This is a genomic window from Fictibacillus nanhaiensis, from assembly GCF_036213205.1.
Classification (GTDB): Bacteria; Bacillota; Bacilli; order Bacillales; family Fictibacillaceae; genus Fictibacillus; species Fictibacillus nanhaiensis_E.
The window spans coordinates 13,042-31,378 of sequence record NZ_JARMFC010000004.1; the positions used below are offsets into that span (position 1 = coordinate 13,042).

The following is an 18,337-nucleotide window of genomic DNA, read 5'->3' on the forward strand; positions in this document are numbered from 1 at the left end:
TTTATTGTCCTCCCGTTGCATATGTCATAATTCTTTCTTGTGTCGCTTCAGTCTTCGTGAGCTCACCGCTGATCTGTCCTTCGTGTACGACAAGAATGCGATCACTCATACCAAGAATTTCTGGAAGTTCTGACGAAACCATGATGATCGCTACACCACGATCGGTGAGTTCGTTCATCAACTGATAGATCTCCCGTTTCGCACCAACGTCAACGCCTCTTGTTGGCTCGTCCAATATCAATACTTTCGGTCCGATCCCAACCCATTTCGCGATTACAACTTTTTGCTGGTTGCCACCGGAAAGGTTCTTGGCGTTCGTTTCGCCCGATTCGGTTTTAATCTGTAATCGCTTGATAAGCATGTCTACAAAGTCAGTCTCTGTTTTATAATCGATCACGCCATTTTTAGAAAAACTTTTCAAGTTCGGCAGCGCCATGTTTTCACGTATCGAAAAATCGAGCACTAAGCCTTCGTTCTTTCTGTCTTCAGTAATAAAACCGATCCCACGTTTCACTGCTTCGTATGGGTTTTTGATCGTTACCTTCTGACCGCTAACTAAGATCTCGCCAGAATCAAGCTGATCGAGACCGAATAATGCGCGCATGATCTCCGTACGACCTGCACCCATTAGGCCTGAAACGCCAACGATCTCACCGGCCCTTACTGAGAAACTGATATTTTCAAAGATCCCATTTCTCGTCGCGTTCTTTATTTCTAAAACAGTCTCACCAACTTGCGGATTTCGTTCCGGAAAGCGATCTGTAAGCTCACGGCCTACCATCTTTCGCACCACTTCATCAAAACTAGTCTCTGAGATTGCTTTAGTATCAACCGTTTTACCATCCCTCATCACCGTAATACGGTCACAAATCGCGAAAATCTCTTCCATTCGGTGTGAGATGTAAACGATCGATACACCATCTTTTCGTAGGGCGTTGATCACATCAAACAATTTTTCGATCTCACGCTCTGTAAGGGCAGCGGTCGGCTCATCCATAATGATAACTTTGGCGTTTGTCATAAGCGCCTTCGCGATCTCGATCATCTGCTGTTGTCCAACTGAACAGAGTCCTGCGTCTTTTTCAAGTGGAATGGTGACGGCTAGTTTTTCAAATTGCTTTTTTGCCAACGCTTTCATTTCTTTTGTTTTTAAAAGACCGAACGGTGACCGCAGCTCTTTTCCGATAAAAAGGTTATCGAGCACGGTCATGTCAGGCCATACGTTCAATTCTTGGTGTATGAACGCGACTCCGTGCTTCTCAGCTTCTTTCGGGTTATCAAAATATTGTTCTTGTCCATCGATCTTGATGGTTCCCGAATCTCGTTTATGAAGTCCGGTTAAAATGTTCATCAATGTTGATTTCCCGGCACCATTCTCACCCATTAGGGCATGCACTTCGCCTCTTTGAAGGTCGAAGTCAACACCGGATAAAACTTGATTGGCACCAAATGCTTTATATATGTCGTTCATTTGAATGTGCAACACGATCACCTCTTTTAGAAGATTACACCTGCTTGCAGGATACAGTTGGCATATGGTGTCATTTCACCGGTTCGAATGACTACTTTCGCCTGCTTTGTTAATTGTTTGAACGCTTCGTGAGAAACGAATTTTTTTTCTGTTTCAGAGAAAGTTTCGTTTATAAACATCAAAGTTTTCTCATTTTTCTCTTTGATCTCACTTGCAAGTATCACTTGTTCCACGACCATATCATTTGATACAGCGGAAACAACATCTGTAAAGCTCGGTACGCCAAGCGTGAGTGCCAGATCGATCCGCGGAACATCGCTTGGAATAGGAAGACCAGCATCCGCGATCACGATAAGATCGGTGTGGCCGAGGTCACTTAACACTTTTGAAATATGACTGTTTAAGATGCCGTGTCGTTTCATAGAGATTCCTCCACTTCTATACGATTTGGCATGCCGCCTTGAGCACCGAACTTCGTAACGGATAGGGAAGCGGCTCGGTTAGCGAACTGCAAACTTTCAGTGATGTTTTTACCTTCTGCTAAAGCAACAGCTAATGCCGCATTGAACGTATCTCCAGCACCGGTCGTATCTATCGCCTCTACTGTGTAAGAGGGAACGGTGATCTCTTTTTCACCATCAAAATAACGAGCGCCTTTTTTTCCTTCTGTAATAAACACTTTGTTCGAATACTGTTTCAGTGCTGACTCTGTTGATAGGCCATTGAAAAGAACAGCAGCTTCATGCTCGTTCGGTGTAATGTAGCTAGCCGAGTCGATCACTTTTTTAGAGAGTGGGCGAGCTGGTGCTGGATTCAATAACAATGGAACATCAAGCTCCTTGCAAAGCTCACTTACATATTCTACCGTTTCTTCAGGAATCTCTTGTTGAATGAGTACCATATTCGCTTGTTTGATGAGTGATTCTGATTTTTTTACATATTCAGGTGTCACATAGTCATTTGCACCTTTTACGACGACGATGCTGTTATCACCTTCAGCTAAAATAATATGAGCTGTACCACTCTCTGTATCTGTAACCGGTTCCACATTCGTTACATCAACACCGTTTTGTTTAAAGTTCTCTAAGATCGCCGCTCCATAATGGTCGTCGCCCACGCATCCAATCATGTAAACATCCGCTCCAAGACGAGCAGCCGAGACTGCTTGGTTCGCTCCTTTTCCTCCGGGTACGGTTTTAAATGAACGTCCGAGAACGGTTTCTCCTGCTCCTGGACGTTGATCAGATGTAACGACGAGATCCATCGAAGAACTTCCGATAACTACGATTTTAACCATTTTCATCAACCTTTCTTGTTGTGTTTCGATCTATAAATGTAACAGGCAGTTGAACTTGATGTTGCTGGATTTTTTCTTGATTAGTGATCTTCATAAGCAGCTGTGCCGCTTCTTTTCCCATCTCATAAGCCGGCTGACGAATGGTAGAAAGGGAAGGGAACAACAAACTGCTCTGCGGAATATCATCAAATCCAATGATCTGCAGTTCTTCCGGAATTGATTTTCCGAGCCGAAGAGCTTCATGTAAGACGGCTGTGGCGACAATATCGTTGCTCGCTAACACACCATCTGTATCAGGATACGTTGCAAAAAGCTCTTTCGCCCATTTCTCTGCGTCTTCAAAGGCAAAAGACGTAGTCGACATCACATGAAAATCAATGTTCGATTGACTTAAAACTTCTAACGCGCCTTGAAAACGATCTTGAGCAGGCTGGATGTGCGCGGGACCTTTTAAAATCGTGATCCGCTTGCTGCCTCTTTTTACAATCTCTTCTGCAGCCATTCTTCCACCTTTTTTTCCATCCGCATAGACCGATGGATAATCAGTCGATGTTCGGTCTAGGAAGACTACAGGAATGGAAAGATTTTTATAGTTGTCTTTTGCTTTATTGTTCGTGGCTGAGATGATGCCTACTACATTGTTTTGAATAAACGTGTTCAAATAATCTAGCTCTTTCTCAGCATTCTCATCACTGTTTCCAAATAAAATACGATAACCGCCTTTTTGCATCTCGTCTTCCACACCTCTTGCCAGCTGTGGAAAGAAGGGGTTCGTGATGTCCGGCAGCAACAAACCGACCAGTTTGGATTTCTTTTTATAGAGGGAACGGGCGACTTCATTTGGGCTGTACTTCAGTTCATCAACAGCAGCCATTACTTTTTTTCGCGTATCTTCATGAACGTATCCATTCGCATTCAAAACGCGAGATACCGTCGCAATCGATACACCTGATTTCTTTGCCACATCACGAATGGTAACCAAATTTTCGCCTCCTCTAAAACTAATATGTAACCGTTTACACATTTAAGTTAACAGAAAAAGAACCAGCATGCAAGTTGGTAAATTTTTCTCCTGTTTGGTTGTCTTTGAAAAGACTTTCTTCAGGTCTTACTCTCCCACATCTTTGAAAAGTTGATTGAAGTGAAAGATGCGAGACTCCTGGGGGATCAGCGGGACAGGTGAGACACCTAACAGTGCAGAGCGCTAGGTGGCTCACCGCACGCCCCCCGGAAAGCGAGCATCTGTAACGGAAATCAACCACTTTTAACGAATGTCGAATCAGACAGAACGAAATTTAGTAGATTACTAGTATGAAAAAATCCCACCGTGTCCAAACTGTGGTTAGATACGACGGGGGAGGAAAAAACAATGAAAAAACGCAATCATTTCTTTATTCTAGTTCTTATCTCTTTAGCGGTGATGTTCTTATTTTTTGAAACACAAACCAAGGTGGCGAACGCAACAATGAACGCCTCTGTTAAAATACCTGAAGAGTCGATCAGACTTCGCATTCTAGCAAACAGCAATACAGCTGCTGACCAAAAGCTGAAGCGCGAGATCCGTGACGAAGTGAACGCCCAGATCACAACTTGGGTGGATGAGTTATCTACGATTTCTGAAGCACGTGAGATCATTCGTAAACAACTGCCAACGATTGAAAAGATCGTTCAAAGTAAGCTAGATGAAGCAGGCCTTGAGAAGACGTTTTCTGTAGAGTTAAACAAAGTGGCTTTTCCTACTAAAATGTATGGCGATTTCATCTATCCAGCCGGACAATATGAAGCAGTATTGATTACACTTGGTGAAGGTGAAGGGAAGAACTGGTGGTGTGTACTATTCCCGCCATTATGCTTCCTAGATTTTGAAAATGGCGATGCTGTAAAAGAGAACAAAGAAGGCAAAAGTGATGCAGTAGATACGGCTGCTGATGCAGGTGCGGATGAAGCGGATCAAGCAGATCAAGCAGATCAAGCTGAGGAAATAGAGACGAAATTCTTTGTGGTAGAACTATTTGATAGCCTGTTTAGCTTTGTAGGCTCCTTATTCTCTTAAAATGTGCATATTTTCCTCCCTATTTTCATAGATTATAGAAAATGAAGAAGGTAACCGAATGGTGGTTAGCCTTCTTTTTTTAAAAATGATTTTCGGATGAAGTGATGGAAAACAGCCGAACGAAGGCTGAAATTATATAGGAATAGGGGAGTTAGTGATGACGATTATTTTAAGGCAGGCTATGCAACACGAAGCAAAAGATCTTTTACAGCTAGTCGGAAAAGCTGGACTTCAGTCAGAAGGCATCAAAGATAGCATCGAAAATTATTTAGTCGTGGTAAACGATCAAGGCGAGACGATTGGTACAGTAGGTTTGGAGAGAATCGGAAACGACGGTTTGCTCCGTTCTTTCGTACTGAAGCAGAAATATTCCTCAGAGACGCTTCTGCTTAAACTCATTGATAAAATTTTGGTATACTCAAAAGATAAAGGAGTCGAAACCCTTTATTTACTTACGAAAGCTGTTCACATGTTTGAGCAACTTTCGTTTAAAACGATTCCTAAAGATAAAGTGCCTCCACATATTGAGAGTGCAGATCATATAAAAAATAACGCAACATCAGGAGCAGAACTTTTAGCTTATGCACTGGATTAATCAGAGATTGTCAACAAGTTGTCCACAATTTCCGACAAAATGTGTATAACTCTGTGGATATAAAAGTTTTGTAATCGACCTTTCCGTATCATGTCGACCTGAGTAATAGAAAGGATTTATCATATGAAATCATTCCAAACGGAACGCTGGCCTGTGGATAAAATAGAAAAATCTTTAATAAATCATCCACATATTATTCAAGCTTCCCTGTGGATAAATAAGAACGAAGTAGTCGCTATCCCAACAGAAACGGTCTACGGATTGGCTGGAAATGCGAGAAGCGATGATGCGATTAAACGCATCTTTGAAGCAAAGGGAAGACCAAGTGATAACCCTCTGATCGTTCATATCTCTGATACCTCGCAATTGGAAGGTCTAGTTTCTTCTGTTTCAGACACTGCTCAGAAATTGATGAATGCATTTTGGCCGGGACCTTTGACGATTGTTTTGCCAAAAGGTGAAAACGTTAGTGAAAGAGTGACGGCAGGGTTATCCACAGTTGCGGTAAGGATGCCAGACCATGAGATCGCACTCGCCGTTATCGCAGCTTCAGATGTTCCGCTTGCAGCACCAAGCGCGAACCTATCTGGAAAACCAAGTCCCACTTCAGCTCAGCATGTTTATGAAGATCTGAAAGGCAGGATTCCGGGAATTGTAGATGGCGGCTCAACAGGTGTTGGCGTTGAATCTACGGTTGTTGAATGTACAGGTGAGGTTGTCACAATATTAAGACCTGGCGGAATCACGTTAGAAGAGCTAGAAAAAGTTGCCGGTGCAGGGCGAGTTGTTGTTGATCCGGGATTAGAGAACGAAAAGCATACACCGAAATCGCCAGGTATGAAATACACACACTATGCACCTGACGCACCGTTCGTTCTTGTGGACGGAAGTGTGGAATTTTTGCAGAGACTTGTGGATAAAGAGCGCGAAGCAGGAAAGCGGATAGGAATTTTGACGACAGAGGAAAGAGCAGATGTTTATAAAGCGGATTGTGTGATTCCAGCTGGCAATCGTTCCAACCCAGAAACGGTGGCTCAACACCTATACGAAGCGTTGCGAGCATTTAACGAAGCGGATGTAGATCAGATTTTCGGAGAGGTTTTTCCGAAAACAGGCGTTGGAGTCGCGATTATGAACAGACTTGAAAAATCAGCAGGTGGGAATGTCATTAAAGAGTAGCTTTATGGTTCTGATTCAATGTTTATTGATTGAATCAGAGCTTTTTTTGTTCAAAAAACTAGGAAGTACCAAAAGTAAGGCAGCGACACTAACTTCAACGTATTCTGAATGCCTCTTTAAAAGATAATTACGAGGTAATCCATAATAATTACGAGGTAATCCCAAAAATATCCGTAAATAAAAGCAATATATCCGTAGATAAAAATTTTTATCGGATTTTCGACAAACCGCGGGCTAAACCAAGAGCCCCAGAAGAAAACAAGCCCGCGTCTCCTTAAGACGCGGGCTTGTTTTTATCGATCGGAAGCAGGATGGAGAAGGTCGTTCCTTCATCAATCTTGCTGTTGATCAAGATTTTACCATGATGGTTCTCTACAATCTTATAACAGATCATGAGGCCGAGGCCGGTACCTTTTTCTTTTGTGGTATAAAACGGCTCACCTAAGGTTGGTAGACGTTCTTCTGAAATTCCACAGCCATGATCGATGAAAGAAGCGACTACGTATCCGCCTTCTCTCTTTAAATGGATATGTACAGAGCCACCGGTTGGCATCGCTTCGATCGCGTTTTTTAGCATGTTCACGAACACTTGCTTGATTTGATTGTCCACACACCATATTTCTGGAAGATCAGGTTCACTCTCAAAATAGATCTGAACATTCGTTAAAATCGCCTGTGTATCAAGAATCGATATAACGTGTCGCAACAATTGGCGAAGATCGGTTTGTGTAAAGTTCATCGCTTGCGGTTTGGCGAGTAACATAAACTCTCCGACGATGCTGTTGATTCGATCGATCTCTGAGAGCATGATCTCGTAATAATCTTCATTCTCTGAAGCCTTCGATTGCAGAAGCTGAAGAAAGCCACGAATTGAAGTAAGTGGATTGCGGATCTCGTGCGCAACACCAGCTGCAAGCTGACCGAGTACAGAGAGTTTGTCAGACTTTCTTAGCATTTCTTCTGTCTTTTTTCGTTCAGTTAGGTCGCGGGCTACAACAACGAACGAGTCAGGCTGGTCTGAATCGTTTGCGATCGGGGTCGCATTCGCTTCAAGGGTTACCCAATGTCCATGAGCATGCTTGCATCGGACTTCAAACTTCACAGGCTTTTGAGTTTGAACCATCTCGTTCATCGCCATTCTTACTTTTGCCCGATCATCTGAATGAAAGAATCCTTGAATCTTTTTTCCATCATAAAGCGACGGATCAAAGCCGAGTAGAAGACGATTGGATGGGGATACGTATTTGACGTTTCCTTCTAAGTCGACGACACCAATTAGATCCGTCGTGTTCTCTGCAATAATCCGATATTTTTCTTCGCTTTCTTTCAACGCTTTTTCTTTTAGTTTTTTATCCGTAATATCTCTTGAGATCGCAGAGAGTGCGACGACTTCACCTTTCTCGCCATAGATCGGACTTAAGGAAAGGCTTACATTTAATCGTTTGCCACACTTCGTCAATCGTATGGTCTCTACACCTTTTACGTAGCCTCCATGCTTGACGATCGTCATCAGTCTTTCAGATTCAGCTTCTTTATCTTCAGGTACTACGGGAAGGATATGTGAAGTCAGGTTGCTGAGCTCTTCTTGAGACCATCCGTATATGAATTCGAACGCCGGATTTACTTTTACAGAGTAATCAGTTAAGTGGACGACAGAAATCGCATCACTAGAATGATAGATAACAGATTCCAGAAGATCCTTTGTTTCGCGGAGTTCTTTTTCCGCTTCTCTTTTTGCTGTTACGTCTTTAGCGATCCCGAAAACACCCAGCACTTTATTAAGAACGATGATTGGGGTAAGAGTGAACATGATCTGACGCGTTCCGCCGTTCTTTTGCTGAATCCGCGTTTCATACATTTTGGATTGTCCTTTTAGCGCATCCTTAAACTGATCGATCGCAGCCGCTCTTCGATTAGGCATCATGAACGGATTAAAAGTCATGTTTAGAAGCTCTGTCTCACTATAACCGCTCAATGTCGTACACGCTTTATTGACCGTTGTAAACTTGCCTTCGAGGTCCAGTGAAAACAGAGCATCGATGTTATGGTCCATCAATGATCTAAAACGCTGTTCGCTTTCGGCTAGCTGTGTTTCAACCGATACCCTTTCTGTTAGATCTACACAAAAACCATACACTTCTGAGACAGTTCCATCTTTATTATAAATAGGTCCGATCGCAGCTAAAAAGGGAATACCATTGAGCTCAGACTCGTACGTAAGACTCTCGCCATTTAACGCTCTTTCGTACATTTCCTTTTTAAATTCTGCCATCTCTTTAGGGAAGATGTCTTCTATTCTCTTTTGCAATACGTTTTCCCGCTTGAGGCCAAACAAGTCAAACAGTTCACCTTCGCTCTCGGTCATAATGAGATTTTCATTATGCTTCATACATCGAAAAGTCATGCTTTTTTGGCGTGATAGGCCAGTCGGGAATGGCGACGATCGCCACATGTCTTTTCCGTTTTCCGTTATGGCCGATGCGTTATGGACCATGCTTGTTCCTCTCCTTTACATACAGATTCACTTCCTTTTATATACGATATAAATCACATTATCCCTTCCTCTAAAGCGGTAAAGAGTTCAATTTTTCACCTCCTTAACAGCTTGTTTGTTTTTTAGTCTTTTTAAAAGTAGACATGCATAGGCTGAAAGTATGATGGATAAGGGAGTGGGAAGTATTTGGCAACCATGGGAGAATGGATGACACTTTTATTTATGTCAGTTGCGCTAGGTATGGACGCTTTTTCGATCGGCCTAGGGATGGGGATGTTATCTCTTCGATTTAAACAGATTATGAAAATAGGAATTACGATAGGGATTTTTCATATGCTGATGCCACTTGCAGGAATGTCGATAGGCAAACAGATCTCCGTTCATTTCGGTAGTATCGCGGCTATCATAGGTGGAATCTTGCTTGTTATTCTAGGTGTTACGATGATTCGGTCCTCCTTTTCGAGTGAAGATGAACCGTTTGTGCGCCCTGTTGGACTTGGTCTATTCGTCTTTGCGATGAGCGCTTCGTTAGATAGTTTTTCAGTTGGTCTATCTTTAGGGATCTATGGAGCAAAAACATGGCTCACCATTGTGATGTTCGGCATGATGAGCATGATCTTAACTTGGGCTGGATTGATCATGGGAAAAAAAGTGCAGAAGTGGCTCGGTTCATATGGTGAAGCGTTCGGCGGCTGCATCCTGCTTGCTTTTGGGGTGAAGATTTTGTTTCCGTTTTAGAAAAACGCAGATGCTGCAAGGAAGAGTTGATTTCCGTTTCAGGTGCTCCCTTTCCGGGGGGCGTGCGGTGAGCCTATTAGCGCTTTGCACTGTTAATAGTCTCACCTGTCCCGCTGATCCCCCAGGAGTCTCGCACCTTACTCTCCCATCAACTTTTCAATGAAGTCAACGGCACTGTAAGACAAAAGTAAGCGTGATGAAGAATGTGACACTTTGTTGCTCTTGTGAGTCATTATTATCGCTACTTGTGCAAGACTCGAAGGTAAAAAGTGAATTATCAAGCTCTATGATTTCGTTACAGATAATGAAACCAAGATCTTAAAAAGCGCAGCAACTTCCTATATTTTTTATTCCATGATCCGATGATATACTTATTAATAAGAGCGTTAACCTATAGAAAAATAGGGAAAGATAGAATATGAGGTGAATTCACCATGAATGTTTTATTTATTTGTACAGGCAATACTTGTCGCAGTCCGATGGCTGAGGCCATTTTACGCAAAAGAGGAAAAGGTAAGTTCAACGTAAAATCAGCTGGTGTATTTGCTGGAAACGGTGCCGTGATGAGCTCGAACGCGACACAAGCTCTTTCAGAAAGAAGTATTAAAGAGAGTCATCAGTCACAAGGCGTGTCAGATTATTTGATCGAGTGGGCAGACCTTATTTTAACGATGACCGAGAGCCATAAGCATGCGCTCGTCGGACGCTGGCCGGATGCGGTTAATAAGACGTATACATTAAAAGAATACGTTCTGGACGACGATGAGCAGAAAAAAATTGAAGAGATCTATGAGCTCTACACAGAGATCGAGATGCTGAAGCTTCAATACATGTCTAAGGATTCTGCAGATGAAGAAGTGAGACAGGCGTTTGAAAGGGAAGTAAGGCCACTCGTTGAGAGAAGGATGAAGTTAGAAAGTGAAGTACCTTCTTTAGACATTACAGACCCGTTCGGTGGACCACTTCACCTTTATCAAGAAACAAGAGATGAGATCGAAGCGCTTATTGAAAAATTAATGAAAAAAGACGATAGCAAGAAGTAGTAAGACAAAATGAGGTAAGGCTGTCCTAAATGGCCTTGGAGTGACATTGAACGGGCTATCTGGACAGCATATAATGAAAAAAAGTATGAGAGAGCAGGTGCACGCAACATGAAAGTAGCAATTGGATCAGATCACGCCGGAATTGAATTAAGAAAAGAAATCATCAGCATGATTGAAGAGCTGGGTATGCAAGTGGAGGATGTTGGCTGTGAATGCGACACATCTGTAGACTATCCAGATTATGCGATTCCTGTAGCAGAAAAAGTAGCCAACGGTGAAGCTGATCGCGGAATTCTAATCTGCGGTACGGGCATTGGAATGAGCATCGCAGCGAACAAAGTCAAAGGAATCCGCTGTGCGCTTGTTCATGATCTATTCAGCGCAAAAGCTACAAGACAGCATAATGACAGCAATGTACTTGCAATGGGTGAACGTGTCATCGGGCCGGGTCTCGCACTCGAAATCGCAAAAGTATGGCTAACAACAGAATATGAAGGCGGACGTCACGGTCGCCGTGTAGATAAAATCTCTCAATATGAAGGCCAATAGCAATAAAGCTATAAACCTATAAAATGAAGGGAAGACCATCTCATGAGCGATGAGCTCCAACAAATTCAAGACCAAGTCCTGAATGTTTTGCAAGATCTGCAAAAGCATGCACAATTAAGACCGTCACAATTATTAGTAGTAGGCGCAAGCACGAGCGAAGTAATTGGTGAACGAATTGGCACATCAGGCACGATGGATACAGCAGGTGCACTTTACCGAGGTATCTTAGCGTTTCAAGAGGAAACAGGCGTGGCACTTGCCGTGCAATGCTGTGAACACTTGAATCGTGCGCTTGTCATCGAGCGCGAAGAAGCTGAACGACGAGGCTATGAAGAAGTGCGGGTCGTTCCAGCGCGATCGGCTGGAGGTGCGTTGGCAACACATGCCTACCACCATATGAATGAACCCGTGATCGTTGAATATATAAAAGCCGACGCAGGCATCGACATCGGTGATACCTTTATCGGTATGCATCTGAAGCATGTGGCCGTGCCGGTTCGCAGTGAAGTGAAAAAGGTCGGCGCCGCACACGTGACGCTAGCGAAGACGCGTCCAAAGCTCATAGGCGGCGAACGCGCGGTGTATCCGAGTAAAGAAGACATACGGTGTTTTTAATTAGTGGTGGAAAGCCCTCTTGGTGAGGGCTTTTTTCTTTTGTGACGTGATGTGTGGCGCGATGATGGTGGGTTGTCGTAACGTGTCGAGGATTGTAGACTCGTCGATAAACCGTCAAAACTTGTGGATTCGGAGGCAAAACTCGTGGATAAACCACCAAAACTCGTGGATAAACCACCAAAACTCGTGGATAAAACACCCAAACTTGTGGATTCCAAGCCAAAACGAAGGGGTTCACTGCTATTTTGTATAGGATTACGGTTAACAAGCCTCTGTTCAGCAGCTTCTAAGCCTCGCATAGTTCCCTTATCTTTCTACTTAATGTTCAATCTCGTAATGAATCCACTCTGAATTGATGTTTTTTCCGCCCATTTTCTTATAAAGTGCTTGAGCAGACGTATTATCGATCGCGGTTTGCCATGACATGTACGCGTAGCCTTCCTTTTTCGTGTATTCCAGCACATGCAGAAACAGCTTCTCCCCTAAACCAGCACCACGGAAATCCGCATCTACAAAAAGATCGTTCAAAATAGCGATCTTCTGCAACCGGGTCGTGCTGAACGAAAAGTAGAGTGTTGCGAATCCTGCTAATCTGCCATCCTTTGTCTCAGCAACAAATTGAGTTCCAGCTTCCTCTGAAACGAGGAGATGCTTAATATGATCCTCCAGCCTTGATCCCTCAGGAGTTTTTCCTTTATAAAAATCAACAATGTAACGATGCATCAATTCCTTCAACTGAACTACATCTTCTAAAACGACAGGACGAATTCTAAAATTACTCATCGTTCTTCATCTCCTTTAATCTGACTTCCCAAATTAAAAAGCGGTCATTTTACATCTATATTAAGTGATTCTTGCTAGTCTGAATAGTATGATGATATGGGCGATATAGAATGATGTTTTCTTTAGGAAGGGCATACTAGAGCTGCTTCCTTTTTTAGGTGAAAGGAGAAAGTGATTATGAGTAATTATGCGATCGGAATAGATATTGGTACAACGAGTACAAAGGTTGTTCTTTTTGATGAAAAAGGAGCGGCTGTCGCTCACCATTCGAAAAATTACCCGTTACTGTCAGAAGAGCCAGGAGCGGCCGAACAGAAGCCGGATGAAATTTATGAAGCAGTGAATGAATCCTTACGAGAAACGGTGCGAAAGAGTGGAGATCTGGCGAATCAGATAAGCTTCATTTCTTTTAGTACAGCCATGCATTCTCTGATTGCGGTGGATTCTGAAGGAACACCACTAACGAACAGCATCACTTGGGCAGATATCCGTAGTGAATCGTATGTAACAGCATTTAAATCGGATTACGGTAAAACTGCGCTTGAACTTTATAAACGAACCGGAGTCCCTCAGCATCCGATGACACCGCTTTTTAAATTACAATGGCTAAAAAATGAACGTCCTGACATTTTTCAAAAAGCAGCTAAATTTGTAGGAATTAAAGATTACATACTGTTTCGCTGGTTCGATGAGTGGAAGACGGACTTTGCAACAGCCGCAGCAACAGGTCTTTGGAACATGCAAAGCAAAACGTGGGATGAAGAAGCGCTGATACTTGCAGATGTCACACCAGAAAAACTTCCGAGCCTTCAGCCGACCACCTATTATTGGGAGGAGCTGTCTGACGTTCTCACGAAGAAATCGGGTCTCGACCCCTCTGTAAAAGTGGTGATTGGGGCAACGGACGGTCCGTTATCTAACCTTGGTGTCGGAGCAATCTCGGCTGGAGATGTTGCCGTGACGATAGGAACGAGTGGTGCGATTCGAACTACCTCAGCTACACCAATACTTGATACAGATGGCCGCACGTTCTGTTATCCGCTCACGGAAAATCATTGGGTATCAGGCGGACCGGTTAACAACGGTGGAATCGCGTTTCAATGGATTCATGATATCTTGCAACAAGAGGGTGACAGTGCGGCATATGAAAAGCTGTCTAGAGAAGCTGAGCAGATTCAGCCTGGTGCAGAGGGCTTAATCTTTCTGCCTTATCTGACTGGAGAACGAGCGCCGTTATGGGATGCACAAGCAAAAGCATCGTTTATAGGGCTGACACTTCGCCATGATCATAATCATATGGTGCGGGCTGTACTCGAAGGAACGATTCTTAACTTATTCAGCGTGTACTCACTAATCAAAGGTCAAGTGGCAGACATGGAAGTGAAGATCTTTGCAACTGGAGGCTTTACGAATTCGCCGCTTTGGAAACAGATCTTGGCAGATATTTTTCAAACGAAAGTGAGCATTCCTGAACATACGGAAAGTTCGTGCTTAGGAGCGGTCTTGCTCGGCCGATTTGCCATCGGTGAAACAAAAACGCTTGAAGAAGCGCCTGTTGAGACGAAGCAGTACGAAGAAATCACGCCTAATCCTGATCATAAGACAATCTATGAAGAGCTGTTTCACCTTTATCAATCTCTATCAGATTTGATGCAAACACAATATAAAGCCCTTCATGATTTTCAAAATAAACATAAAAAAGAGAGCGGAGAATGATTCCGCTCTTTGTTTCTTAGTTGATATATGTCGCGTTGATCAGCGGGAGTCCAGTCTTAGCATCCTTACCTGTCTTAACGTTTCCGAATACGGTGATTTCAGAACCTTTTTCAAAACCGCTGCCCATCGTAAAGTTCATCACTCTAAATTTTGTTTCTCCAACTTGAAACTCGAAGCTTCCGCCCATTCCTTTTTCGTTATCCGTTAGCACTTTTCCAGTTGCTTTAATGATTTTTTCTTCGTACGTTTTTGGGTCTCTTTCAAGTGCTTTTGGATCTAATTGAACGGCGTTTTTTTCCATGTTCTTAATGATCTCAGCTTGTTGGCCTGCAAGATCATCTGTTGTGCTTTGTTCTTCGTTATCTCTTGTTTCTACTTTTTCCTTTGCTTCAGGCTTTGCTTTTTCCTCGCTACAGCCAGCCAAAGCTAGTACAAGAATAAGGAGACTCGCTCCAAACCACTTTTTCATCATGTTGATAACACCCCTTATTAATAGCTCTCTCTCTATTATGTATCATCATACCATGTTCATCCCTATCAAATAAAATGAATTTTCACACTTGTGCATTTCCTCTTACAACTTAAAGCTTTAACGTGTAAGATAGAGGGGTATGTTACAATCATAATCATTTTTTCACATAAGGTAAGGGGGAAGCGAAATTGAACCATTTGAAAACAGCTGATCAAGAAGTTTACCAATCCATCATGGATGAATTGCACCGCCAGCGTACGAAAATTGAATTGATTGCTTCTGAAAACTTTGTAAGTCAAGCCGTAATGGAAGCACAAGGCTCTGTACTTACAAATAAATATGCAGAAGGCTACCCGTCCAAACGCTATTATGGCGGATGTGAACACGTGGATGTTGTTGAAAACCTAGCAAGAGACCGCGCGAAGGAAATCTTCGGTGCCGAACACGCTAACGTTCAACCTCACTCAGGTGCACAAGCAAACATGGCTGTATACTTTACGATCCTCGAGCAAGGAGACACCGTTCTTGGTATGAACCTTTCTCATGGCGGCCACTTAACACACGGAAGTGCCGTTAACTTTTCTGGAATTCAATATAACTTTGTGGAATATGGCGTAGATGCAGAAAAGAATGTTATCGATTATGAAGATGTTCGTCAAAAAGCACTAGAGCACCGTCCGAAGCTGATCGTAGCTGGAGCAAGCGCGTATCCGCGTGCGATTGATTTTGCAAAGTTCCGCGAGATTGCTGATGAAGTTGAAGCTTATCTTATGGTGGATATGGCCCACATCGCAGGACTTGTTGCTGCTGGCCTTCACCAAAATCCAGTTCCTTATGCAGATTTTGTAACAACGACTACACATAAAACACTTCGCGGCCCTCGTGGCGGTATGATTCTTTGTAAAGAAGAATTCGCGAAAAAAATTGATAAATCGATCTTCCCAGGCATCCAAGGTGGTCCTTTGATGCACGTTATCGCAGCAAAAGCGGTATCGTTCGGTGAAGTATTAACAGATGAGTTCAAAAGCTACGCAGAGCAGATCGTGAAGAACGCGAAGCGCTTAGCAGAATCCCTGAAAAAAGAAGGCATCACCCTCGTTTCTGATGGTACAGACAATCACTTGATCCTGATCAATGTGAGTGAACTTGCACTAACAGGAAAAGTGGCTGAAAAAGCATTAGATGATATCGGAATCACAGTTAATAAGAACACGATTCCGTTTGATAAAGAAAGCCCGTTCGTAACGAGCGGAATCCGTATCGGAACAGCTGCGGTTACATCCCGTGGTTTTGTTGAAGAAGATATGGACGAGATTGCTTCTATCATGGCGTCTGTTTTGAAAAACATCGAGGACGAATCGGTGTTGAAAGATGCAGAAACACGTGTTGAGAAGCTAGCAGGTAAATATAAATTGTACGAATAAGATAGATAAGATGAAGACCCTTCTGCATGCAGCAGAGGGGTTTTTCTGTTTTTTAATCATGATTTTGTTTGATTTGAAATAGGATGAAACTATTGTTAGCAATACCCGTAATGTAAAATTAAGGTAAAGGAGTGATAACGTGGAAGACGTAATTATAGTACGTTCACTTATGAAGTCCTACGGAACAAAAAAAGCAGTGAACAATCTTTCTTTTTCTGTTAAGAAGGGTGAAATATTTGGCATTATCGGACCGAACGGAGCAGGAAAGACGACCACGATCGAAATCATGGAAGGTCTTCGGAAAAAGGATAGCGGCGAAGTGTCTATTTTAGGCATGAATCCGGAAAAAGATCGGAAGGTGCTGAACCATAGGATTGGTGTTCAGTTTCAGGCGACTTCTATCCAAAAGAAAATGAAAGTAAAAGAAGCGCTAAAGTTATTTGCTGCGATCTACAAGAAAAGTAATACGGGTGATGAGATGTTGAAGCTGCTCGGTTTAGAGGAGAAGATGGATACATACTTTGATGACCTTTCTGGTGGACAAAAGCAGAGATTAACATTGGCCTTAGCTACTTTACATGAGCCTGAGATTATCTTTTTAGACGAGCCGAGTATGGGACTTGATCCGCATGCTAGGCGTGAGATGTGGAACATTATCCGTTCGCTGCGAGATCGAGGCACAACGATTGTAGTAACAACACATTACATGGAAGAAGCGGAAAAGCTCTGTGACAGGGTCGCGATGATCTATAACGGAGAAATTCGTGCACTAGATGAACCGAGTCGATTGGTAGAAGATATCTCTGCTCATTTCATCAGCTTCCGAAGTCCAGATTTTCCTGTCGCTCAACTTCATCAGATGGACGGTGTTATCAAAGTTGAACATGATGAAGAGTTAGATGCATTCAAAATTTATACCGAGGATCTTCAGTCTTGTTCTTATTTCTTATTTAAAATCGCACAGGAAGAAAATTACCATATCTCCGAATACAAATTTGAACGAGGCACACTAGATGACTTGTTTGTTCACTATCTACAAGGAGGGGAATCCGCATGACAGCTCTATGGCAACTAACATTACTTGAGACGAAGATGTTTTTTCGAGATAAGCTGCAGGTGTTCTGGACGTTTTTGTTCCCCGTCCTTATGATTTGGTTGTTCGGCTCGATGTTTGAGAACCAAGCTCCCGAAGGTTTCTCTTTTGCGAGTCTCTATATTCCCTCATGGATTGGGGTAAATATCGTTACTACCGCATTTTTTACACTAGGAACGGTCCTTACCGGATACCGGGAAACGGGAGTTCTTCGCCGATATCAATCCACACCTCTCGCTCCATGGAAAATTCTCTTCGCCCACACGATTCAAGGGACAGTGATCTTTAGCTTCTCTGCGGTCGTTCTTGTAGTGTTCGGAACGCTCATGTTTGACCTTCACGCGCCAGTCTATTTAGGAAGTACGCTTATCGCTTTATTGCTTAGCATCCTTGCCTTCTTTCCGTTCGCACTCTTCTTAACATCCCTAGCGAAAAACGTAGGAACAGCCGCGGCAATCAGCTCACTCTTTTTGAACCTTATGCTATTTTTGTCAGGAGCTACATTTCCGTTAGAGATGATGCCTACTGTTCTCCAATATATCGCAAAGATCTTACCTCTTTACTATGTGATTGAACTGCTGCGTGCCACATGGAACACGTCACCTTTATGGGAGAACTGGACACCTGTTCTCGTACTAAGCTGTATTGCGCTCGTATCAATCGTGTTGTCATCTGTGTTTTTTAAGTGGAGTGGGAAGGCGGAATAATTAAGCAATTGCTAATCTATGAAAAAGTATTGGACATGACGTAAATCAACCAATACTTTTTTTTTCGACATAAATCCAAAAAAAATTTTTATTAAGAGTGATCCAAAA

18 protein-coding genes are annotated in these 18,337 nt (G+C 42.9%); 11 read left to right on the top strand and 7 right to left on the bottom strand.

Annotated features, from left to right (window positions below; translation table 11 throughout):
• Nucleotide 1: 1 nt before the first annotated feature.
• From P4V41_RS04045 to P4V41_RS04060, 4 genes are read right to left on the bottom strand one after another with little or no spacing between them, the layout of a single operon-like run.
• Nucleotides 2-1,483, bottom strand: a complete 1,482-nt coding sequence (locus tag P4V41_RS04045) for a sugar ABC transporter ATP-binding protein (protein ID WP_328083586.1) — start codon at nt 1,481-1,483, stop codon at nt 2-4.
• A 14-nt stretch (nt 1,484-1,497) separates the two neighbouring features.
• A complete protein-coding gene (rbsD, locus tag P4V41_RS04050) occupies nt 1,498-1,893 on the bottom strand; it encodes a D-ribose pyranase (protein ID WP_328083530.1) in 396 nt (131 codons plus the stop codon).
• Nucleotides 1,890-2,768, bottom strand: a complete 879-nt coding sequence (gene rbsK, locus P4V41_RS04055) for a ribokinase (RefSeq protein ID WP_328083531.1) — start codon at nt 2,766-2,768, stop codon at nt 1,890-1,892. The genes rbsD and rbsK overlap by 4 nt, the downstream gene beginning before the upstream one ends.
• On the bottom strand, nt 2,761-3,750 hold the full coding sequence (locus tag P4V41_RS04060) for a LacI family DNA-binding transcriptional regulator (protein ID WP_328083532.1): 990 nt from the start codon (nt 3,748-3,750) through the stop codon (nt 2,761-2,763). Before P4V41_RS04060 ends, rbsK begins: the two co-directional genes overlap by 8 nt.
• A gap of 387 nt (nt 3,751-4,137) precedes the next feature.
• Between P4V41_RS04060 and spoIIR the strand changes: the two genes are divergently transcribed.
• From spoIIR to P4V41_RS04075, 3 genes are all read left to right on the top strand, one after another.
• A complete protein-coding gene (spoIIR, locus tag P4V41_RS04065; protein ID WP_328083533.1) occupies nt 4,138-4,821 on the top strand; it encodes a stage II sporulation protein R in 684 nt (227 codons plus the stop codon).
• A 157-nt stretch (nt 4,822-4,978) separates the two neighbouring features.
• On the top strand, nt 4,979-5,416 hold the full coding sequence (locus P4V41_RS04070) for a GNAT family N-acetyltransferase (protein ID WP_066398985.1): 438 nt from the start codon (nt 4,979-4,981) through the stop codon (nt 5,414-5,416).
• A gap of 123 nt (nt 5,417-5,539) precedes the next feature.
• Nucleotides 5,540-6,595, top strand: coding sequence for an L-threonylcarbamoyladenylate synthase (locus tag P4V41_RS04075; protein WP_328083534.1), 1,056 nt, complete (start codon nt 5,540-5,542; stop codon nt 6,593-6,595).
• A gap of 274 nt (nt 6,596-6,869) precedes the next feature.
• Here P4V41_RS04075 and P4V41_RS04080 read toward each other — a convergent pair whose 3' ends face one another.
• On the bottom strand, nt 6,870-9,089 hold the full coding sequence (locus tag P4V41_RS04080; RefSeq protein ID WP_328083535.1) for a PAS domain S-box protein: 2,220 nt from the start codon (nt 9,087-9,089) through the stop codon (nt 6,870-6,872).
• Between the two features lie 195 nt (nt 9,090-9,284).
• Here P4V41_RS04080 and P4V41_RS04085 point away from each other — a divergent pair, with 195 nt between their 5' ends.
• The 4 genes from P4V41_RS04085 (at nt 9,285) to P4V41_RS04100 (ending at nt 12,034) form a co-directional block, all read left to right on the top strand.
• Nucleotides 9,285-9,827 (top strand): manganese efflux pump MntP family protein, encoded by a 543-nt coding sequence (locus P4V41_RS04085; RefSeq protein ID WP_328083587.1) that lies wholly within the window; start codon nt 9,285-9,287, stop codon nt 9,825-9,827.
• A 434-nt stretch (nt 9,828-10,261) separates the two neighbouring features.
• Nucleotides 10,262-10,870, top strand: a complete 609-nt coding sequence (locus tag P4V41_RS04090; protein WP_328083537.1) for a low molecular weight protein arginine phosphatase — start codon at nt 10,262-10,264, stop codon at nt 10,868-10,870.
• Between the two features lie 108 nt (nt 10,871-10,978).
• A complete protein-coding gene (gene rpiB, locus P4V41_RS04095; RefSeq protein WP_328083538.1) occupies nt 10,979-11,419 on the top strand; it encodes a ribose 5-phosphate isomerase B in 441 nt (146 codons plus the stop codon).
• Nucleotides 11,420-11,461: 42 nt separating this feature from the next.
• Nucleotides 11,462-12,034 (top strand): TIGR01440 family protein, encoded by a 573-nt coding sequence (locus tag P4V41_RS04100; RefSeq protein ID WP_197128294.1) that lies wholly within the window; start codon nt 11,462-11,464, stop codon nt 12,032-12,034.
• A gap of 318 nt (nt 12,035-12,352) precedes the next feature.
• On the opposite strand, the gene P4V41_RS04105 is transcribed toward P4V41_RS04100, so the two are convergent.
• The gene (locus tag P4V41_RS04105; RefSeq protein WP_328083539.1) at nt 12,353-12,817 is read right to left on the bottom strand and encodes a GNAT family N-acetyltransferase; all 465 of its coding nucleotides are present in this window, start codon (nt 12,815-12,817) and stop codon (nt 12,353-12,355) included.
• A gap of 177 nt (nt 12,818-12,994) precedes the next feature.
• On the opposite strand from P4V41_RS04105, the gene P4V41_RS04110 reads away from it, so the two are divergent.
• The gene (locus tag P4V41_RS04110) at nt 12,995-14,533 is read left to right on the top strand and encodes a gluconokinase (protein ID WP_328083540.1); all 1,539 of its coding nucleotides are present in this window, start codon (nt 12,995-12,997) and stop codon (nt 14,531-14,533) included.
• Between the two features lie 16 nt (nt 14,534-14,549).
• On the opposite strand, the gene P4V41_RS04115 is transcribed toward P4V41_RS04110, so the two are convergent.
• The gene (locus P4V41_RS04115) at nt 14,550-15,005 is read right to left on the bottom strand and encodes a hypothetical protein (protein WP_328083541.1); all 456 of its coding nucleotides are present in this window, start codon (nt 15,003-15,005) and stop codon (nt 14,550-14,552) included.
• A 188-nt stretch (nt 15,006-15,193) separates the two neighbouring features.
• Between P4V41_RS04115 and glyA the strand changes: the two genes are divergently transcribed.
• From glyA to P4V41_RS04130, 3 genes are all read left to right on the top strand, one after another.
• On the top strand, nt 15,194-16,429 hold the full coding sequence (glyA, locus tag P4V41_RS04120) for a serine hydroxymethyltransferase (protein ID WP_066398968.1): 1,236 nt from the start codon (nt 15,194-15,196) through the stop codon (nt 16,427-16,429).
• 139 nt (nt 16,430-16,568) lie between these two features.
• Nucleotides 16,569-17,486: an ABC transporter ATP-binding protein gene (locus P4V41_RS04125; protein WP_328083542.1), complete on the top strand. Its 918-nt coding sequence runs from the start codon at nt 16,569-16,571 to the stop codon at nt 17,484-17,486.
• A complete protein-coding gene (locus P4V41_RS04130) occupies nt 17,483-18,229 on the top strand; it encodes an ABC transporter permease (protein WP_328083543.1) in 747 nt (248 codons plus the stop codon). The genes P4V41_RS04125 and P4V41_RS04130 overlap by 4 nt, the downstream gene beginning before the upstream one ends.
• Nucleotides 18,230-18,337 lie beyond the last annotated feature (108 nt).

What these genes read in the sequence shown, in the direction of transcription:
- rbsD (WP_328083530.1), bottom strand. Translation starts at nt 1,893, where the DNA reads ATGAAACGACACGGCATCTTAAACAGTCATATTTCAAAAGTGTTAAGT.
- rbsK (WP_328083531.1), bottom strand. Translation starts at nt 2,768, where the DNA reads ATGGTTAAAATCGTAGTTATCGGAAGTTCTTCGATGGATCTCGTCGTT.
- spoIIR (WP_328083533.1), top strand. Translation starts at nt 4,138, where the DNA reads ATGAAAAAACGCAATCATTTCTTTATTCTAGTTCTTATCTCTTTAGCG.
- P4V41_RS04070 (WP_066398985.1), top strand. Translation starts at nt 4,979, where the DNA reads ATGACGATTATTTTAAGGCAGGCTATGCAACACGAAGCAAAAGATCTT.
- P4V41_RS04075 (WP_328083534.1), top strand. Translation starts at nt 5,540, where the DNA reads ATGAAATCATTCCAAACGGAACGCTGGCCTGTGGATAAAATAGAAAAA.
- P4V41_RS04080 (WP_328083535.1), bottom strand. Translation starts at nt 9,089, where the DNA reads ATGGTCCATAACGCATCGGCCATAACGGAAAACGGAAAAGACATGTGG.
- P4V41_RS04085 (WP_328083587.1), top strand. Translation starts at nt 9,285, where the DNA reads ATGGGAGAATGGATGACACTTTTATTTATGTCAGTTGCGCTAGGTATG.
- P4V41_RS04090 (WP_328083537.1), top strand. Translation starts at nt 10,262, where the DNA reads ATGAATGTTTTATTTATTTGTACAGGCAATACTTGTCGCAGTCCGATG.
- rpiB (WP_328083538.1), top strand. Translation starts at nt 10,979, where the DNA reads ATGAAAGTAGCAATTGGATCAGATCACGCCGGAATTGAATTAAGAAAA.
- P4V41_RS04100 (WP_197128294.1), top strand. Translation starts at nt 11,462, where the DNA reads ATGAGCGATGAGCTCCAACAAATTCAAGACCAAGTCCTGAATGTTTTG.
- P4V41_RS04105 (WP_328083539.1), bottom strand. Translation starts at nt 12,817, where the DNA reads ATGAGTAATTTTAGAATTCGTCCTGTCGTTTTAGAAGATGTAGTTCAG.
- P4V41_RS04110 (WP_328083540.1), top strand. Translation starts at nt 12,995, where the DNA reads ATGAGTAATTATGCGATCGGAATAGATATTGGTACAACGAGTACAAAG.
- P4V41_RS04115 (WP_328083541.1), bottom strand. Translation starts at nt 15,005, where the DNA reads ATGATGAAAAAGTGGTTTGGAGCGAGTCTCCTTATTCTTGTACTAGCT.
- P4V41_RS04130 (WP_328083543.1), top strand. Translation starts at nt 17,483, where the DNA reads ATGACAGCTCTATGGCAACTAACATTACTTGAGACGAAGATGTTTTTT.